This is a genomic window from Amycolatopsis sp. NPDC043889, from assembly GCF_056435645.1.
This window is the reverse complement of record NZ_JBWKEC010000007.1, coordinates 19890-35120: the sequence shown is the minus strand read 5'-3', so window position 1 is coordinate 35120 and position 15231 is coordinate 19890. Positions and strand designations below refer to the sequence as shown.

General features: G+C 65.2%; 19 protein-coding genes and 1 pseudogene. 10 read left to right on the top strand and 10 right to left on the bottom strand.

Going from position 1 to position 15231, the window contains the following annotated elements; translation table 11 throughout:
- The first annotated feature begins 11 nt into the window (after positions 1-11).
- Entirely contained in the window at positions 12-1217 is a 1206-nt protein-coding gene (locus tag AC0685_RS15920; RefSeq protein ID WP_478226203.1) for a cytochrome P450, read from the top strand.
- Here AC0685_RS15920 and AC0685_RS15915 read toward each other — a convergent pair.
- Both AC0685_RS15915 and AC0685_RS15910 read right to left on the bottom strand, forming a co-directional pair.
- Complete coding sequence (locus AC0685_RS15915) at positions 1214-1855, bottom strand: histidine phosphatase family protein (protein WP_478226202.1); 642 nt, start codon at positions 1853-1855, stop codon at positions 1214-1216. The genes AC0685_RS15920 and AC0685_RS15915 overlap by 4 nt on opposite strands.
- A 97-nt stretch (positions 1856-1952) precedes the next feature.
- Positions 1953-2750, bottom strand: coding sequence for a TIGR03084 family metal-binding protein (locus AC0685_RS15910; protein ID WP_126736495.1), 798 nt, complete (start codon positions 2748-2750; stop codon positions 1953-1955).
- Positions 2751-2879: 129 nt separating this feature from the next.
- Here AC0685_RS15910 and AC0685_RS15905 point away from each other — a divergent pair, with 129 nt between their 5' ends.
- Positions 2880-3326 carry a heavy metal-responsive transcriptional regulator gene (locus tag AC0685_RS15905; RefSeq protein WP_034305512.1) on the top strand — a complete coding sequence of 149 codons (447 nt, stop codon included), beginning with the start codon at positions 2880-2882 and terminating at the stop codon, positions 3324-3326.
- Positions 3327-3500: 174 nt separating this feature from the next.
- On the opposite strand, the gene AC0685_RS15900 is transcribed toward AC0685_RS15905, so the two are convergent.
- Complete coding sequence (locus tag AC0685_RS15900) at positions 3501-4388, bottom strand: acyl-CoA dehydrogenase family protein (protein ID WP_478226201.1); 888 nt, start codon at positions 4386-4388, stop codon at positions 3501-3503.
- Between the two features lie 204 nt (positions 4389-4592).
- Positions 4593-5144: a DUF4190 domain-containing protein gene (locus AC0685_RS15895; RefSeq protein WP_125674380.1), complete on the bottom strand. Its 552-nt coding sequence runs from the start codon at positions 5142-5144 to the stop codon at positions 4593-4595.
- A gap of 222 nt (positions 5145-5366) precedes the next feature.
- Between AC0685_RS15895 and AC0685_RS15890 the strand changes: the two genes are divergently transcribed.
- Together AC0685_RS15890 and AC0685_RS15885 are read left to right on the top strand one after the other, a co-directional pair.
- Entirely contained in the window at positions 5367-6566 is a 1200-nt protein-coding gene (locus AC0685_RS15890) for a sensor histidine kinase (RefSeq protein ID WP_478226200.1), read from the top strand.
- Between the two features lie 30 nt (positions 6567-6596).
- Positions 6597-7244, top strand: a complete 648-nt coding sequence (locus AC0685_RS15885) for a response regulator transcription factor (protein WP_340688561.1) — start codon at positions 6597-6599, stop codon at positions 7242-7244.
- Here AC0685_RS15885 and AC0685_RS15880 read toward each other — a convergent pair.
- From AC0685_RS15880 to AC0685_RS15865, 4 genes and pseudogenes are all read right to left on the bottom strand, one after another.
- Positions 7217-7801: a DUF7010 family protein gene (locus AC0685_RS15880; protein WP_478226199.1), complete on the bottom strand. Its 585-nt coding sequence runs from the start codon at positions 7799-7801 to the stop codon at positions 7217-7219. The two genes, AC0685_RS15885 and AC0685_RS15880, sit on opposite strands and share 28 nt — an antisense overlap.
- A complete protein-coding gene (locus AC0685_RS15875) occupies positions 7798-8637 on the bottom strand; it encodes an alpha/beta fold hydrolase (RefSeq protein ID WP_478226198.1) in 840 nt (279 codons plus the stop codon). The genes AC0685_RS15880 and AC0685_RS15875 overlap by 4 nt, the downstream gene beginning before the upstream one ends.
- Before the next feature lie 39 nt (positions 8638-8676).
- Positions 8677-8949, bottom strand: a complete 273-nt coding sequence (locus AC0685_RS15870) for a hypothetical protein (protein ID WP_478226403.1) — start codon at positions 8947-8949, stop codon at positions 8677-8679.
- A gap of 186 nt (positions 8950-9135) precedes the next feature.
- Positions 9136-9833 (bottom strand): annotated as a pseudogene (locus AC0685_RS15865) (molybdopterin-dependent oxidoreductase); the annotation flags it as partial.
- A gap of 484 nt (positions 9834-10317) precedes the next feature.
- On the opposite strand from AC0685_RS15865, the gene AC0685_RS15860 reads away from it, so the two are divergent.
- Positions 10318-10692 carry a type II toxin-antitoxin system RelE/ParE family toxin gene (locus tag AC0685_RS15860; RefSeq protein ID WP_478226197.1) on the top strand — a complete coding sequence of 125 codons (375 nt, stop codon included), beginning with the start codon at positions 10318-10320 and terminating at the stop codon, positions 10690-10692.
- Positions 10685-11056 carry a helix-turn-helix domain-containing protein gene (locus AC0685_RS15855; RefSeq protein ID WP_478226196.1) on the top strand — a complete coding sequence of 124 codons (372 nt, stop codon included), beginning with the start codon at positions 10685-10687 and terminating at the stop codon, positions 11054-11056. The genes AC0685_RS15860 and AC0685_RS15855 overlap by 8 nt, the downstream gene beginning before the upstream one ends.
- Positions 11057-11305: 249 nt before the next feature.
- On the opposite strand, the gene AC0685_RS15850 is transcribed toward AC0685_RS15855, so the two are convergent.
- Positions 11306-11536 (bottom strand): DUF2188 domain-containing protein, encoded by a 231-nt coding sequence (locus AC0685_RS15850; protein WP_478226195.1) that lies wholly within the window; start codon positions 11534-11536, stop codon positions 11306-11308.
- A 398-nt stretch (positions 11537-11934) separates the two neighbouring features.
- On the opposite strand from AC0685_RS15850, the gene AC0685_RS15845 reads away from it, so the two are divergent.
- The gene (locus tag AC0685_RS15845; RefSeq protein ID WP_478226194.1) at positions 11935-12768 is read left to right on the top strand and encodes a hypothetical protein; all 834 of its coding nucleotides are present in this window, start codon (positions 11935-11937) and stop codon (positions 12766-12768) included.
- A 59-nt stretch (positions 12769-12827) separates the two neighbouring features.
- On the opposite strand, the gene AC0685_RS15840 is transcribed toward AC0685_RS15845, so the two are convergent.
- Positions 12828-13505 (bottom strand): GntR family transcriptional regulator, encoded by a 678-nt coding sequence (locus AC0685_RS15840; protein ID WP_478226193.1) that lies wholly within the window; start codon positions 13503-13505, stop codon positions 12828-12830.
- 262 nt (positions 13506-13767) lie between these two features.
- Here AC0685_RS15840 and AC0685_RS15835 point away from each other — a divergent pair, with 262 nt between their 5' ends.
- The 3 genes from AC0685_RS15835 (at position 13768) to AC0685_RS15825 (ending at position 15120) form a co-directional block, all read left to right on the top strand.
- Positions 13768-14106: a hypothetical protein gene (locus tag AC0685_RS15835; RefSeq protein WP_037347686.1), complete on the top strand. Its 339-nt coding sequence runs from the start codon at positions 13768-13770 to the stop codon at positions 14104-14106.
- A gap of 547 nt (positions 14107-14653) precedes the next feature.
- A complete protein-coding gene (locus tag AC0685_RS15830) occupies positions 14654-14881 on the top strand; it encodes a hypothetical protein (protein ID WP_478226192.1) in 228 nt (75 codons plus the stop codon).
- On the top strand, positions 14878-15120 hold the full coding sequence (locus AC0685_RS15825) for a hypothetical protein (protein WP_478226191.1): 243 nt from the start codon (positions 14878-14880) through the stop codon (positions 15118-15120). The genes AC0685_RS15830 and AC0685_RS15825 overlap by 4 nt, the downstream gene beginning before the upstream one ends.
- Positions 15121-15231 lie beyond the last annotated feature (111 nt).

The following is a 15231-nucleotide window of genomic DNA, read 5'->3' as shown; positions in this document are numbered from 1 at the left end:
GGGGGCAAGCCATGACCACGATCGCCGAAAACTGGGGCGTCCACGAAGGCCAGTTCTGGCTTCGAGAGGAGTTCCCGGCCGAGCCGGTCCGTTTCGATTCCGAGACGGGCATGTGGAACGTCTACGGCCACGCAGAGGCGCTGAAGACCCTGAGTGATCCCAAGGTGTTCTCCTCCGACACCACCCGGCTGATCCCCGAGGAGCTCTCACCGGACAAGGACCTGTTCGTCGAGGGCAATCTGCTCGTGATGGACCCGCCGGATCACAAGAAGCTGCGCACGCTGGTGAGCCACGCCTTCACGCCGAAGGTCGTCGCGGATCTCGAACCGCGGATCGCCGCGCTGACGAACGAACTCCTCGACACCGTCGACGGCGCGGACTCGATGGAACTGGTGACCCATCTGGCCTACCCGCTGCCGGTGATCGTCATCGCCGAACTGCTCGGCATCCCGGCGAGCGATCGCGACCTGTTCAAGGAATGGGTCGACACGTTGCTGCGGAACAGCCAGCAGCGGTCACTGATCAAGCAGACCGAGGAGGACAAGAAGGCCGCCGAGGAAACTGCCGCACAGATAAAGAACCTGGTGAACTACCTTGCCGAGCATGTCGACGACCGGCGGCGGAACCCGCGCGAAGACCTGCTGACCAAACTCGTCGAAGCCGAGGTCGACGGCGCGAAACTCACGCAGAACGAAGTCGTCAACTTCGCGAACGTGCTGCTGCTCGCCGGGCACATCACCACCACGATGCTGCTCGGGAACACGGTTCTGTGCCTGGATTCCCATCCGGAGGAGTACCGGCGTGTCCGCGAGGACCGGGCACTGCTGCCCGCCGCCATCGAGGAATCGTTGCGTTTCCTCAGCCCGTTCGCCCTCGTCGCCCGCGCCACGACGACCGAGGTCGAACTGGGCGGCCAGACGATCCCGCCGGACAGCATGCTCGGCATCTGGGTCGCGGCGGCGAACCGGGATCCGCGTGCGTTCACGGATCCCGGCACCTTCGATCCGGCGAGGGCGCACAACCCGCACCTGGCCTTCGGCCGCGGGATCCATTTCTGCATCGGCGCCCCGCTCGCCAGGCTGGAAGGGAAGACGGCGCTCAACATCCTGCTGGACCGCTTCCCTGATCTGCGCACCGATCCGGCCGCTCCGCCGTCGTTCATCCCGAGCCCGAACATGACCGGGGTGAACAAGCTCCAGCTGTTGCTGAAGCCCTAGCGGTCCGCGTACCGGGACGCGAGCGGGACCACCACTCGCGGAACCCGCTTCCCGGGTGTGTACCGCAGTTCGGTGATGTTGCCGTTCGGCACGAGGTAGGTGTCGGCGAACGTGCGGAATCCGCGCATGGCCTCGCTGTCCGGCGTGGTGATCCCGGTCAGCAACGACCACATGACCGCGCGGATGAAGAGCCCGTGCGTGAAGACCGCGATCGGCCCGGGTTCGCTGTCTCCCAGCCGCGCCAGGAAATCCTGGGTCCGGGTGAAGAGCGCCGCGAAGGATTCCGCGCCGTTCACCGCGTGGTGCGGATCGGCACGGGACCAGTAGGCCTCCGTGTACGGCTTACGGGTGACGGTGGTGGTGACCTGTCCATGGAGTTCGCCGAGAAAGGTGAACTCCTGGACAGGCCACTCCTCACGCTCCGCACCGGGGAACCGCTCGATCGTCGGCTGGGCGGTCTGCCGTGCCCGCAGGAACGGCGACGTCACGATCAACCGAGGCGGTTCGGACAGCGAGTCCGCGATTTCGAGGGCTTGCCGTCTGCCGAGTTCGGTCAGCGCCGAAGCCCCCGGCTCCCCGCCGGGAAGGCCCGCGTTGGACTCGCTTTCCCCATGCCTGATCAGCCACACTCGTGTCACGATCGCCTCCTAGACCCCGTGTGCATCGACGATCGCACCGAGTGCGAGTTGATCGCGACTTCCAGGATGCCCCATCATCGCGGAAATGACGGGACTCTCAACGGCCGAACTGTCCCGGCGAGCGCCCCTCGCCCGCCGGACCGCGGTACGCCTGCGCGATGTCCAGCCACTGGTCGGCCAGCGCGCCCTCGGCACGGACGTCGAGATCGTCGCGGTGACGGCGCCGCGTGACCAGGAGGCAGAAGTCCTCCGCGCTCCCGGTGATCCGCTCCGGCGAGTCCTCGGGGCCGAACGTCCACAACTGCCCGGACGGCGAGGTGATCTCGAACCGGAACTCCTGCTCGGGCGGGGTCAGGCCGCGCGCCTCGTAGCCGAAGTCCCGCACCCGGACCGCGAAGCCGACGAGGTACGCGAGCCGGTCCGTCCGCTCCGGCCGCACACCCAGCGCGTCCGCGACGTCCTGGCCGTGCGCGAACAGCTCCATCATCCCGGCGCAGGCGAGGATGGCCGGCGGCAGCGGGTTGACCAGCCACGGGACGACCTGGTCCGCCGGGACCGCGGCGAGCGCCTTGATACCGGCGTCGCGTTCGGCGCGCCAGCGGCTCAGCAGGACCTCGTTGGGGTCGCCGAGATAGTCGTCGAGGGCCGCGTTGACGGCGGCGTCGAACCCGCGCGCCATCGACGATTTCGCGAGTTCGGCGAAGGCCCGGGGCTCGGCCGCGGACAACCCGGCGATCTTGAAGATGAACGCGAGATGCGCGATCTGGTGTTTGACCGACCAGCCCGTCGCGGGCGTCGGCAGATCCCATCCCGCGTCGTCGAGGCCGGCCACCAGGGCATCGACCTGTTCACCCTCCGTGGTGAGGTCCCTGATCACGTTCCGGAAGTCAGTCACCGTGCCGTCCTCTCGCCGTTTCCACCCTCTCGAATGATGCGGACGCGCCTGGCCGTCGTCTTCTCTTCGTGAGCGCCATCGGAATCCGGACTTGATTCTGGAGCCGAGTCCAAGTTCTACCCTCGCATCATGCGAACCGAAGCGACGAAGGCGCTGACGGCGTTGACCATGTCCGAGGTGACCTCCCGCGCCGGCGTGCGGCCGGACACCGTGCGTTACTACGAGCGCATCGGCCTTCTGCCCACACCCGCGCGGACGACCGGTGCCCACCGGCGCTACGACGAGGGCGTCATCGAGAGGTTGCGGTTCATCCGCGGCACCCAGCGGCTCGGGCTGACGCTGACGGAGATCGGTGACCTGCTGAGCGTGCGTGACACCGGCGTATGCCCGTGCGAACCCGCCGAAACCATGCTGGAACGCCATCTCGCCGAGATCGAGGCGGAGATGGCGCGGCTCGGCGAGCTGCGCGCCGAACTCACTTCCATGCTGTCCGGGATGTCCGGCGAGAACTGCGCCGATCCGGTTCCCGGCGCCTGGTGCCCGCCCGGCTGCGACCCCGAGGGAGGAGGTGGATGACCATGCGGAACGACGACTGGTGCGATTGCGACTGCTGCGGCAGCGGCTGCTGCTGACCCGCTTCGGCGGGACCGGCCGGGCTTGACGTCACCCGGCCGGCCATCCGAGGTCAGTCCTGCGGCAGGAGCACCGTCTTCCCGATCCGGTCTCTGCGGACTTCGGCCGAGTAGGCCATCAGGCCGCCCGCCTGCGTGTCCGGAACAGCCGCTGGATCGGCGAAGTGCGCAGGAAGCCCGAACCGCCACCGGCTTTCAGCGCCAGCTGCGCGGCTTCGCGGGCGACGTCGTTCGCGAGCACCTTCGCCGTCATGGTCGCGGGCAGGAACTCCGGTGAATTCCGGTCCGCCAGCCACGCCATGTTCCGCGAGTACACGCGCGCGGCTTCGAGACGGGCGTGGACGTCCGCGGCTTCGAACTGGAGCCATTGCATTTCGGCGAGTGGCTGCCCGGTCGCGGGGATGACGTGGCTTCGGGCGTGCGAGACCAGAGCTTCCTCCACCGCGTCGGCGATCCCCAGTGACAGGAACGCGAGGCCTGCCGCGATGTGGTTCGGGCGACGCTCGGCCGAGGGCGGGCACCTGCGGTCCTCCCGCAGGAGGGTCCCTTCGAAGGAGACGAGCTGGCTTCGGCTGGCGCGCAGGCCCATCGTGTCCCAGATGGACACGAAGGTCATCGTGTCGTCCGGCGAGACGCCGAAGAACGTGGGCTCGCCGCCGACGAGCGCGTTGACCAGGAAATGGTCGGCGGCATCACAACCGGAAACGAACCGCTTGGCGCCGGTGAGCCGGTATCCGCCGTCGCCGGGCTCGGCGCTCTGCTGCGGCATCAGGAACATGTTGCCGCTGCTCGGTTCCGAAAGCGCGTTGGCGAACCGCTTGCCGCCGATGAGTTCTTCGGCATAGAAGCGCCCCACGTCGGGAGCGGACAACTGGGCCAGCCCGACCGCGGCACCGATGTGCATCACCCAGACGCACGCGGTGGACGAACAGGCGGCGCTGAGAATACGGACGATCTCGTCGTAGCTCCGATAGCTGAGGTCCTCGACGCCGAACTCCGCGGGCAACGTCGCCCTGTCGCGTGCAAGGCGTGAAGGTTGGCGATGGGCAGCTCGGCCGTTTCGTCGAACTCGGCGGCGTTCGCGGCGAAGTCCCTCGCCAGTTCGGTGACGGTTTCGATCCAGTGACGTTCGTGGGCGCATCATGCCGGAAGCGCGAAGGCCTCCTCGCCACCCCGAGAATGGCGAAGGAGGCCTTTCACGGTCCGGCCGTCACACTCCGGTGCAGGCGGCCATGGCGAATTCGCCCGAAGCGGTCTTGGTCGAAACGACCGCGCCGTCGACGGTGATCTTGCAGGTGACGGATCCACCGGTCTCGCCCGTGGTCACCGTGAGCGTCCCGCCCTTGTAGACGCCCTTGTTCTCGACTTCCTTGTTCCACGGCAGCGCCGGAACGGTCTCGGTGGTGGGGTTGAGGACCTCGCCGTAGATGACCTCGACGTTCGTGGCGTCACCGGTGACTTCGTAGGAAACCTTCGCGGTGCGGTTGATTTCGTTGTTGACCTCGTTGACCGCCGCGTTGAACACGAAGATCCACACCACGCAGACCACGAGCCCGAGCGCGGACAGGGCGATACCGGTGATGGAGAGCCCCTTGTTGGAGGCCTTCCCGTTCTTGACGCGGATCAGCCCGATGATCGAGAAGATCAGGCCGAGGATCACCAGCGGCCACGCGATGACGCCGACGAACGGGATCGGGGAGAAGACCAGCCCCACCAGGCCGAGGACGAAGCCCGTGACGCCGATGCCGTTGCGGGGAGGCATCGGGCTGGCGGGGGCTTGCGGGGCCGGCGTGTAGGGGGTTTGCTGGGTCACGGGGATTTCCTTTCCAACGGGATGAACGAGGCGGCATACAACCAGCGATCGCGAGGCGGCCGCGTCGTCCTCGGCGCGTGAACCCGTTACGACGAAAGTCGTAATTCGCGCGCTTCGAAGGATCGGTTCCGCTGATGTGGGTGACCTGGCCTGCTTGCGTACGCTCAGCGCATGGCAAGGCGTGTGCTCGGTGTGGTGCTCACCGTGGTGGCGGTCGCGGCGTGCGTGATCAGCAGCATTTTCGTCTTCAGCGCCCAGGGCTATCTTCCGGCGACGAGAGAGTTCGACCCGACGTGGTGGTCCACGCTCGGCTTCTTCACCGGGATCGCGGCGGCGGTCATGCTCTGCTGGCGGCACAAATGGCCGGAACTCGTCCTCGGCATCGCCTTGGTTCCGCCGCTTTGCTTCCGCTCCGACGCGCTGGCCGCGTTGGTCGCCCTCGCCGCTTTGGCCGCGCACCGCCGCGACCGTCTCCTGTGGATCGGGTCCGTACTGGTCTACATCGCGACGGCGTGGGCGTTGTTCGGCGACGCCAACCGCCATCCCGATGTGACCGTCGCCGGGCAGATCGTCGGAAAGCAGCTGTCCGCGGTGCAGGTGATGGGGACGCTGACGGTCGCCGTCGTGATGACGGCCGTACCGCTCACCGTCGGGGTCGTCCGGGGGATGCAGGGCACGATCGCGATCCGCGAGGCCAAGGAAGAGGAACTCCGCGCCGAAATGACCCGCCGCGCGGAACGCACCCGGATCGCGCGCGAGATGCACGACGTCCTCGGGCACCGGCTTTCCCTGCTTTCGCTGCAGGCCGGCGCGCTCGAGGTCAGCAAGGGACCCGCGACGACGGAAGCGGCGAAGACCGTCCGCACGACGGCCCGCCAATCGCTCGAAGATCTGCGGCAGGTCATCGGCGTCCTGCGCGATAGCCAGGGTTTCGGCGAGAATGGCGAGAACGGATCCCATCCGGAGCCACCGCAGCCGACGCTGGCGGACATTCCCGAGCTGGTCGCCAACGCGCGGCGGGCCGGATTGAGGGTCAACGTGACGATCCTGCTCGACGACGCGGGCGGCGCACCGGCCTTGCTCGGCACGACCGCGTATCGGATCGTCCAGGAGTCGATGACCAACATCCTGAAGCACGCCCCGGGAGCGGCGGCCGAGGTTTCGGTTCGCGGAGGCCCCGGGAACGGGCTCACCGTCGAGGTCGTCAATCCGCTGCCCGCGACGGCGGCGGCGGGCAAGCCGCCGGGTACCGGCGCGGGACTGACCGGGATCGGCGAACGGGTCACGCTGATCAGCGGGAACGTCAGCGCCGGCCCCACCGAAGAGGGCACATTCGCCGTCCTGGCTTGGCTACCGTGGGGACACCACTAACCTGTCCGGGTGAACCAGCGCCCACTGCGAGTGCTGCTCGTCGACGACGACCCGCTCGTGCGAACCGGTTTGTCGATGATCCTGTCCAGCACGGGCGACATCCAGGTCGTCGCGGAAGCCGGCGACGGGGACGAAGCCGTGCCGAAGGTGAGCATGCACGCGCCCGACGTCGTGCTGATGGACATCCGGATGCGGCGGATGAACGGCCTCACCGCGACCGCCGCCGTCACCGCGCTGCCCAATCCGCCGAAGGTTCTCGTTTTGACCACTTACGACCTCGACGAATACGTCTTCGACGCGCTCGGCGCGGGCGCCAGCGGGTTCCTGCTGAAAGAGGGTTCACCGCAGGAGATCATCGACGCGGTGCGGGTGGTCGCGGCGGGCGAGGCGATGCTTTCGCCGCGGACGACACGGAAGCTCATCGGGCACTTCGTCGCGACCAGGACGAGTCCTCGCCGTCATCGGGCGCGAGCCGGACTGAGCACGCTGACCGAACGCGAGCGGGAGATCGTCACCGCCGTCGCGCAGGGCGGGACCAACGCCGAAATCGGCGCGGCACTGCACCTGAGCGAAGCGACGGTGAAGACCCACATCACCCGGATCTTCGCGAAACTCGACGCGGCCAACCGGGTCCAGCTGACGATCTTCGCCTACGAAGCCGGGCTTGTCGCTCCCTGACGGTCCGTAGCGAACAACCCGGCGACGACGGTCACCCAAAGGACCACCGCGCCGCCGAAGCCCGGCACGAGCTGCCAGGCCGCCGCCCAGCCCGCGATCGCGAGCACGGCGGCCAGCACGGCGACGCCGCACAACACGGCACTCAGCACCAGGAAACGCCGCGAACCGAACAATTTCGCGAACGGCACGAAGTGCAGGCCGACCACGAAGAGCACCCACGCGGGCACGGCTTCGGGAATTTCGAAGACCGCCGACAGCACCCGTGCCCCGGCGAAGATCCCCACCAGCATGAGCACCACGGCGATCCCGTACCGCCTGCCGAACGGGCTTTCCTCCCGGCCACCGCCCGCGGGCAGCCCGGTGCCCCGGCGGGCGGTCAGGACGAGCCGGCCTGCCAGTCCCAGGACCACGGCGACGCCCACGACGACGAGCGGCGTCGATCCGCCGGAGACGGAGGACGCGCCGAAGAACCACCACCCGGCACCGAATCCCACGCCGATCGCGGAACTGATCAACAGGGTGATCAGATGTCCTTTGGTGAACTGTGCGTCCGTCATCGCGCGAGGCCGGCGAGGACTACGGCGGCCTCCTGCGGGTGGATGAGGAACCGGACGTGGCTGCTCACGAGCGATCGCACGTCGGTCGGGTTGTCCGGGGTGAGCGCGTCCGCCTCCTCGATGAACCGGTCCTGCAGCGCGAGCGGCATCGACCGGTCCTCAGTGAGCCTGATGTAGGTGCGCGGGATCCGGCCCCACGTGGCGGCGTCGGTGAGTTCGGTCCCGGCGTCGAGGCTCTCGTCCGGCTCGAGGGTGTTGAGGTAGGCGAAGAACTCCTGCTCGGTGCCGTCTTCGAGCATCGCGGTCTTCAACCCGGCCAGCAGCGCGGGATCGGCGGTGCGCCAGTTCATCCGGAGCGCGCCGAGCGTCGCGGGATCGGCGACGACGACATCGCCGACGTCATTGAGCGCGCTGCTCGCGTACTCGGGTCCTTGCATGTACTCGCCCACCGTCGCGTCGACGCAGCACCACGCGGAGATGTAGACGATCCGGTCGATCAGTTCCGGGACGGCGTTGCCGACGCCGGTGAGCGTGACCCCGCCGCGGCTGTGCCCGACCAGGATGACCGGCCCGTGCTCGGCGACCTTGCGCACGACGTCCACCACCTGCTCGACAGCCTCGGCCAGCGTGGCACCCGCCTGGTTCGACGGCGCCGTGGCCAGCGCTTCGAGGTCCTGCGGCGCCTGGTAGGCGGCGTGGAAACCGGCGGCGAAGCCGTGGCCGGGAAGGTCGACGGCCAGCGTGCGGTGGCCGAGCAAAGCGAGCTCACGTTGCAGTGGGCCCCAGGTGAACGAGGCACTGCTGGAACCGTGCACGAAAACGTAGGTCGAAGTCACGGTTCGTATCCTGACATCCCGGCTTTGCCCGGATGGCGCTCAGTTCGCGATGAGCACCTGGCCCGCCCCGTCGAACCGGTAGCCCTGGGCGTTGTGCGGAGCGACCTCCGGCTGGGTGACACCGGTGATGTCCGTGGCCCGCGCACGCAAGGTGTGGGTACCGGGAACGCCGGAGCGCCAAGGGATCTCCCAGCGTTGCCAGCCTCGATCGGCCGCCGCGCCCACGAACTTCGCCTGCCGCCAACCGGCACCGGTGTCGACTTCGACGCGCCGGATCCGGCCGTTTCCCGACCACGATCGGCCGCGCAGCACCTGCCTGCCGCCCGCCACGAACTCGGCATTCCAGGGCAGTTCGAAAGCGCTCTTGACCACCTGTCGGGTGACGACCGTGCCATCGGCCGGATAGTCCGGCCCGAGCAGCCGGTAGTACTGCGTGTTCCATGGCGACACCAGTGGCGTGTCCGAGACTTCGATGCGCCCCAGCCATTTGATCGACGAGATCCCGACCCAGGACGGCACGACGAGCCGCACCGGATGGCCGTGGTCCGGCGGCAGCGGACGTCCGTTCATCTCGTACGCCAGCAAAACGTCCTGCAGGCCTTCGCGATCGGCAGCGGGCGGCGAACCTTCCCCAGGTTGACCCCGCCGGTGACATAGTCGGCGTCCAGTCCCTCCGGCAGGACGTCCACCGCGTGCCGCGTCAATCCCGCCTTGGCCAGCACGGTGGAGAGCCGGACACCGCGCCAGCGCGCGACCCCGATCGCGCCGAGCTTCCACGCCGTGCCGGACACCACCTGCCCTTGCTGGCTGCTGAAGAAACTCCGTCCGTTGCCCGCGCATTCGATCGCGGAAGTGATCGTCTCCGCGGGCAACCCGAGCAAGTCTCGGTAGCTGAACTCGACCGGCCCTCCACGCAGCCCGGTCCCGAAGAGCTTCAGCCGCCAGGTGCCGGCGTCGATCGACGGTGTGGCGGTGTGGTTTCGCACGAAGAACCGTTCGACCGGCGTCAGATAGCCCTGCCCGCTCAGCGCCTCCCAGCGCGTCTCGGCGTTGGTGCCGTAGACCTCGAAGATCTCCGGCTGCAAGGGTTTCACGATCGGCGTGGCCGCCGACGCCGTTCCGGCCGGAAACGTGTCGAACGCCGTCAGCGCGAGTGACCCACCGGCCGCCAGCCGAAGCAGGCCGCGCCGCGACATCCCGCCACCCCTCGCCTCCCCCGCGCGCCACTGGGCGAGCCGAGCGCGGTCGTAGGCGGCTTCGTCGGTCAGGCCGGTTCCGGTCATGCGGGTCATTGTCGGCAGCGGCGGTCCGCGCGGACCAGGACGCCCACAGAGCGGAACCGGTGGTGCCCCGGACGGGGATCGAACCCGCACTGGGTCGATTTTGGCGCGGCAGTGATCGACATTTGTCATTCACTGCCGTTCCGTACCCTTACCTGCAAGATTAGCGAAAGGGAAGAGTCATCGTTTGACATTGCCTGTCGTTGCAGGGCATCCAAATCCGGGGGTAACTCGGGGGTCGATCTTGCCCCTTGCCCACTAGGGCCTTGCGTGACCCCTGGTAGTCAGGCGCGTGCTGGATGGCGACACCAACTGCCTTCAGGGAACACGCTGCCACCTGTTCGTGATGCCCACAACTCGACATCTCCACCTGACATAACCCCTGTGTTATACTGCTTGCATGAAGTGGGCGGTGGAGCTGCACGACGCCGTGGAAGACTGGCTACTCGCGCTAGCCAAGGAAGATCCGGCCAGCGCCGACCTGGTTGAAGCTGCGATCGACATGCTGGAGACCGAGGGGCCACAACTCGGCCGTCCGCTCGTGGATCGAATCCAGAGGTCGGAGATCCACCACCTGAAGGAGTTGCGACCCGCTTCGAGTGGACAGAGCGAGATCCGGATCTTGTTTGCGTTCGATCCGCGCCGCTGCGCTCTGCTACTTGTGGCAGGTGACAAGCAAGGGCGATGGAACCACTGGTACGAGACAGCGATCAAAGTTGCAGAGAGGCGCTACAGCGAACATTTGACCGCACTGGAGGTCGACAAAGATGGCTAAGTCTTGGAAGGAAGTAAAGGCCCGCAAGGAGCAGATCGACACCGTCGCCGGTCGGGATGTGGAGGCTGCTCGCGCTGAGGCCAGGAACCGTACCGCTCTCTATGTTCTAGGCCATCGCCTGGGGGAGCTTCGTGAGCGTACCGATCTCACACAGCAGGAGGTAGCTGATCGCATGGGCGTTAGTCAGCCTCGTGTCAGCAAGATTGAGCAGGGCGACCCGGAACTTATGGAGATCGAAACCATACGCCGGTACGTTGCCGCACTTGGTGGTCACCTGCGAGTTGTCGCTGACTTCAGCGGTCCTTCTGAGGACGTTTCCGACAGTGAGGCAGACAGTAAGATTGGCACCTTGCTGGCTCTTTGACCTACAAGTGGGGGCCTCTTCGTCCATCCCATCGACCTGGCGCCAGCCCGATCGAGTCTGTCAAGGGGGCACCGCTCCCGTCGTCGTGAGCGTACCGCCGGACTGCCCCCTTGACAGGCTCGATAGCCCTCAGGAGGTCGATGGGATGGACGACAGGCACACACGAACGCGAGTTCCGCGCTCTCCTCGCCCATCCCGGAGACCTGCCCGTCCGGCGAGGACATTGCTTTTGCGGTCGAAGCAGAACCGCTAGCCCTTGCTTTCGCGAGGGTCACGGGAGCGCGGGTAGGTGTTTCGCTCCCCGATCTTGCCGTCCTGGTTGTGAACGACGTGTTCGACGCCTCGTTCGATGGCCATCTCCCGGCCCTTCGCTTGAGCTTCCGCCTTGGTCGACGCCGTGTTGCTCACGCGCTGGCCGCCCTCGACCTTGTTCGCCCAACCGTCTCCGTGCTTGACCGTGTGAACGTCGCCTTCTGCCATTTGAGCCTCCCTGAGCAGTGTGTTTCCCGCGAAGTCGTCCGCTTGCGGTTCTGCGTAACGGTCGTTACCGAGAGGTGATCCATTCAGGATGGTTGCCCTTGTTGACGGGAACGAACCGCGGTGCCACGCCGGCACTGACGTATCCCCTGGTCCACGGCTCGAACCCTTGTTGACGGCCCCTCCGACGGGTGGGCCGCTGGCTGGCTTTTCCACGGGCGACCGCCGGGGACCGGGCGCCAGCCCGCACGCCCCGGCGGGGCTTGCCCGTGGATCAAACACCCTGGCCAGCGGCCCCGGAGGGGCCGCCTTGAACAAGTAATGAAACTCTGAACACGCTGAGATTGTGGCCGACCTGTCCGGGTTGCGGGCTATCGAGCCGGTGCACCAGGATCGGACGAGTGGTCGAACTCGCGCTAACAGCAGAACGTCGTGACGAGCTTGCAACGCTGCTCGATGATGATCAACGTCTACGGCTTGAGTATCCGAAGGTCGCTGAGTACCTCGACATGGCGCCCCAACTCCAGGGAACGGGCAACGACAGGGCGGATGCAGCCTTCGACTTGCGGTTCGTCCACTACATGACTGGCGACACGTCCGTCAGCTCAAACCCCTACTGGGACATTGTCTCGCCTGCCGTCTCCGAGCGTGGCGACCGGCTCGTCATCGACGGAGGTAACCCGCGTGGGAGCGGCAGACTCGGCTACGCCGCAACAATCCTCCAGTCCACCTACGCGTACGCCGTTCCCTCTCCACGGAGCCTTCGGTGGATTTCCGAGGTCGCAGGGAGCCGCCCCGTGGTGGAACTAGGAGCCGGGCGCGGCTACTGGGCAGCCCAGTTGGCCACGACGGGACTTTCGGTTGCTGCTTACGACGTAGACCCTCCCAATATGGCAGATAACCCTTCGTTCCCGAGCGCTTCAGGGCAGCTTGACGCGTGGCACCCTGTCCAGGGCATGGAAGACTTCATCAAGCATGGATGGCCGACGGACTCAGTGCTCTTCCTTTGCTGGCCGCCGGGATGGGGCAGCAAGATGGCATCCACCGCCCTGACGGAGTTTGAGAAGGTCGATGGCGATTGCTTGATTTTCATCGGCGAACCGCAAGGCGGAAAGACCGGCAATGAAGCCTTCTTCGACGCCCTAACGGACCGGTGGAAAATGGAGTCACAAGATCCTGAATTTGTCTCGTGGTGGAACTTAAAAGACGTGGCGCAAGCATGGGCACGAAAGTAGGAATGTCCGGCAAGCGAACTGCACTTGCCGGACATTCCTGATCAACTTGCCTTTGAAGACTACTCGGAAGTCTCACCAAGGGTCATACGGAAGACGAAGGAATCGTAGCGGTCGCGCGGATACGAGATATCAGACACCATTACGACTTTGCCTCGCTCGTCAGTGAACCGCTGACGAATCGTCTTCACGAGATCGCCAGGAATCACGCGTAGCCACTCCGCGTGCGCAGGTACGGGCAGGCGGTCTGCGCACGTCTCCTCAAGATACTTCGCGGACGATATCCCCTCCACCCCGGCGGGCTGGTAGGTGTCTGAAATAGAGATCGGCTTCCCGTTCTCTGAGGCGCGCGTGACCACATGCGAAACCTGTTCTCCTGTTTCCAGGCCGAGAATCTCGGCGAGGTCATCACCAGCAGGAACGCGCCGCATTTCACGATCAACCCGAACCGACTGACTCGATTCGTTTTCGAAGGTGGTCTCAGCGGTCTCCAATTGACGCTCCGGCGAGACTCGCACGAGATTGGTGCGATCTGCCACGAAAACACCGCGCCTTCGGACGGCTCGAACAAGCCCTTGATTTTGCAGAAGTTCGATTGCCCGTCGAACAACGATGTCCGAGACCCCGTGACGCTCAGCCAGCTCCACGTAGCTCGGAAGCTGCATTCCGGCCGGAAGCTCTCCCGCTCGGATCTTGCGTGCGTATTCGCCTGCGATGGCGACGTATGCCGGTTCCGTCACGAGCGTGATCCCTTCATCCGACTCACTGACCTGCCTAACCCGTCTAGCATACACAACTTCGTATACGTAGAGGTCGCGACAGGCCGCATATGGACCCATCGGTACAACTTGACCACTTCGTCGATCACATCTTCGCAGGTCAACACCATGTCGACTAGGCCAAAAGAGTGAACTGACCGCTGTACGTATCCGTAAGCCTTGTGCGTATACGTTGCTGCGTATACGTTGGTGTCATCAGCAACGACAACCAACGGAGGACGACATGAGGAACATCCCGGTGAACCTGGCGGGCTACCGGCTCACGGTCTCGGAGAACCCGGAGATGAAGATGCGTAAGGTCGACGGCCGCGAAGAAGTTGTGACCGACCGCGAGGGGGTCACCAAGTACACGGTGGCGCTCATGGTGAAGGCCAAGGGTGAGAAGGGCGAAGAGATCCGGGTGACACTGGATGCCGACCCCGGCGAGGGTTTCTCCGAGGACGACATGACCCGCGTCGAGCTGATCGACCCGCGCGTGACCCCGTACTCGTTCAAGAACGACCGGGGTGAAACCGTCTCGGGTGTGGCCTGGGGCGCGGCCGGAATGAAGCCCCTGTTCTGATCACGCGTCGCGTGAATCCTGCCAAATCGGCAATTTGCCTGCTCGGGCACTGAATTCTTCTGATCATTGACAAATACATAGTGAGCCCAACTATGCCCAAAAACGCGCCTAATACGGCTATGCGCTTTGGTTCCTGACCTCATTTCGTCAGGGACCGGCGGGCGTATCCGTCCTAGACGAAATGTGAGGCCTACGGTGATCACGACCGCTTTGAAGGACGAGATTCTTGAGGGGTACGACAGGGCGTCCCGGGAATTGTGGTCCATTGTCAGCAATCTGGAAGACCTCATGTGGAAAGTGGAGCTTGCAAACCCAAACCTTCGTCTTTCGAACACGCGGATGGTCGACGGGTTGCGATGGACACGAGGAGAAATGAGCAGGATTTGCCGCTGTATTGAAGAAGTCAAGATTGTCGAAATCTAGTGGAACAACCTAGGTGTACGTCTGAAGCCTGAATGAAATGAGGGTTTGAAATGAGTGAGCACGAAATTTTGGCCGCACAGTTGAACGAGTGGCCGTGGCTGCACCTGAAGGAAGGGGACGAGCTGTGAAGAGCGCGAACGAGGACATGATGGCCGAATTCGCTGCCATGCTTGAAGAGTTGCGGGTTCTCGCAGCTCGGGCGTATCGCCTTGAGGGCGCCGAGTCGATCCATGACGCTGCTCATTCTCGTGTGCGACGGGTAGCCCGAGAGCTGATGAACTGTGCGGGCGACGTGCAGGCTGCCGCGTTCATTCAGGAGGACTGGTCGGAAAGTCAGGAGGATGCAGCGTGATCACTGCGCCCCTAAAGGCTGAGCTCCTGGAAGCACTCGACAAGGCGCTCAAGGATCTGCACAACATGATTCGCGCGATGGAAGACGTCTCGACGTTGGTCTTTCTCGCGGATCGAGACCAGCGTTTGTCGCACAGTCTGCTGATCGGCGAATTGGGCAACTCGGAAGCGCAGATGAGCTTGATTCGCCGACGAATCGAGGAAGCAAAGACTTACGAAGACCGGAGGAAAGAGTCATGACCAAGGCAACTGTGGCCGCTTTGCGGAGCGGTCTTTCATCGTTCGATCCGAACGGCCCGAAGCGGGGTGCGTGATGGGGAGTCACGTGTGTTCGGCGAATTTCTGGCTGTC

Excerpts from the sequence above, each read along its gene's own strand:
- AC0685_RS15860 (WP_478226197.1), top strand. The coding sequence starts at position 10,318 with ATGAAGTGGGCGGTGGAGCTGCACGACGCCGTGGAAGACTGGCTACTC.
- AC0685_RS15920 (WP_478226203.1), top strand. The coding sequence starts at position 12 with ATGACCACGATCGCCGAAAACTGGGGCGTCCACGAAGGCCAGTTCTGG.
- AC0685_RS15895 (WP_125674380.1), bottom strand. The coding sequence starts at position 5,144 with ATGCCTCCCCGCAACGGCATCGGCGTCACGGGCTTCGTCCTCGGCCTG.
- AC0685_RS15890 (WP_478226200.1), top strand. The coding sequence starts at position 5,367 with ATGGCAAGGCGTGTGCTCGGTGTGGTGCTCACCGTGGTGGCGGTCGCG.
- AC0685_RS15880 (WP_478226199.1), bottom strand. The coding sequence starts at position 7,801 with ATGACGGACGCACAGTTCACCAAAGGACATCTGATCACCCTGTTGATC.
- AC0685_RS15835 (WP_037347686.1), top strand. The coding sequence starts at position 13,768 with ATGAGGAACATCCCGGTGAACCTGGCGGGCTACCGGCTCACGGTCTCG.
- AC0685_RS15850 (WP_478226195.1), bottom strand. The coding sequence starts at position 11,536 with ATGGCAGAAGGCGACGTTCACACGGTCAAGCACGGAGACGGTTGGGCG.
- AC0685_RS15905 (WP_034305512.1), top strand. The coding sequence starts at position 2,880 with ATGCGAACCGAAGCGACGAAGGCGCTGACGGCGTTGACCATGTCCGAG.
- AC0685_RS15855 (WP_478226196.1), top strand. The coding sequence starts at position 10,685 with ATGGCTAAGTCTTGGAAGGAAGTAAAGGCCCGCAAGGAGCAGATCGAC.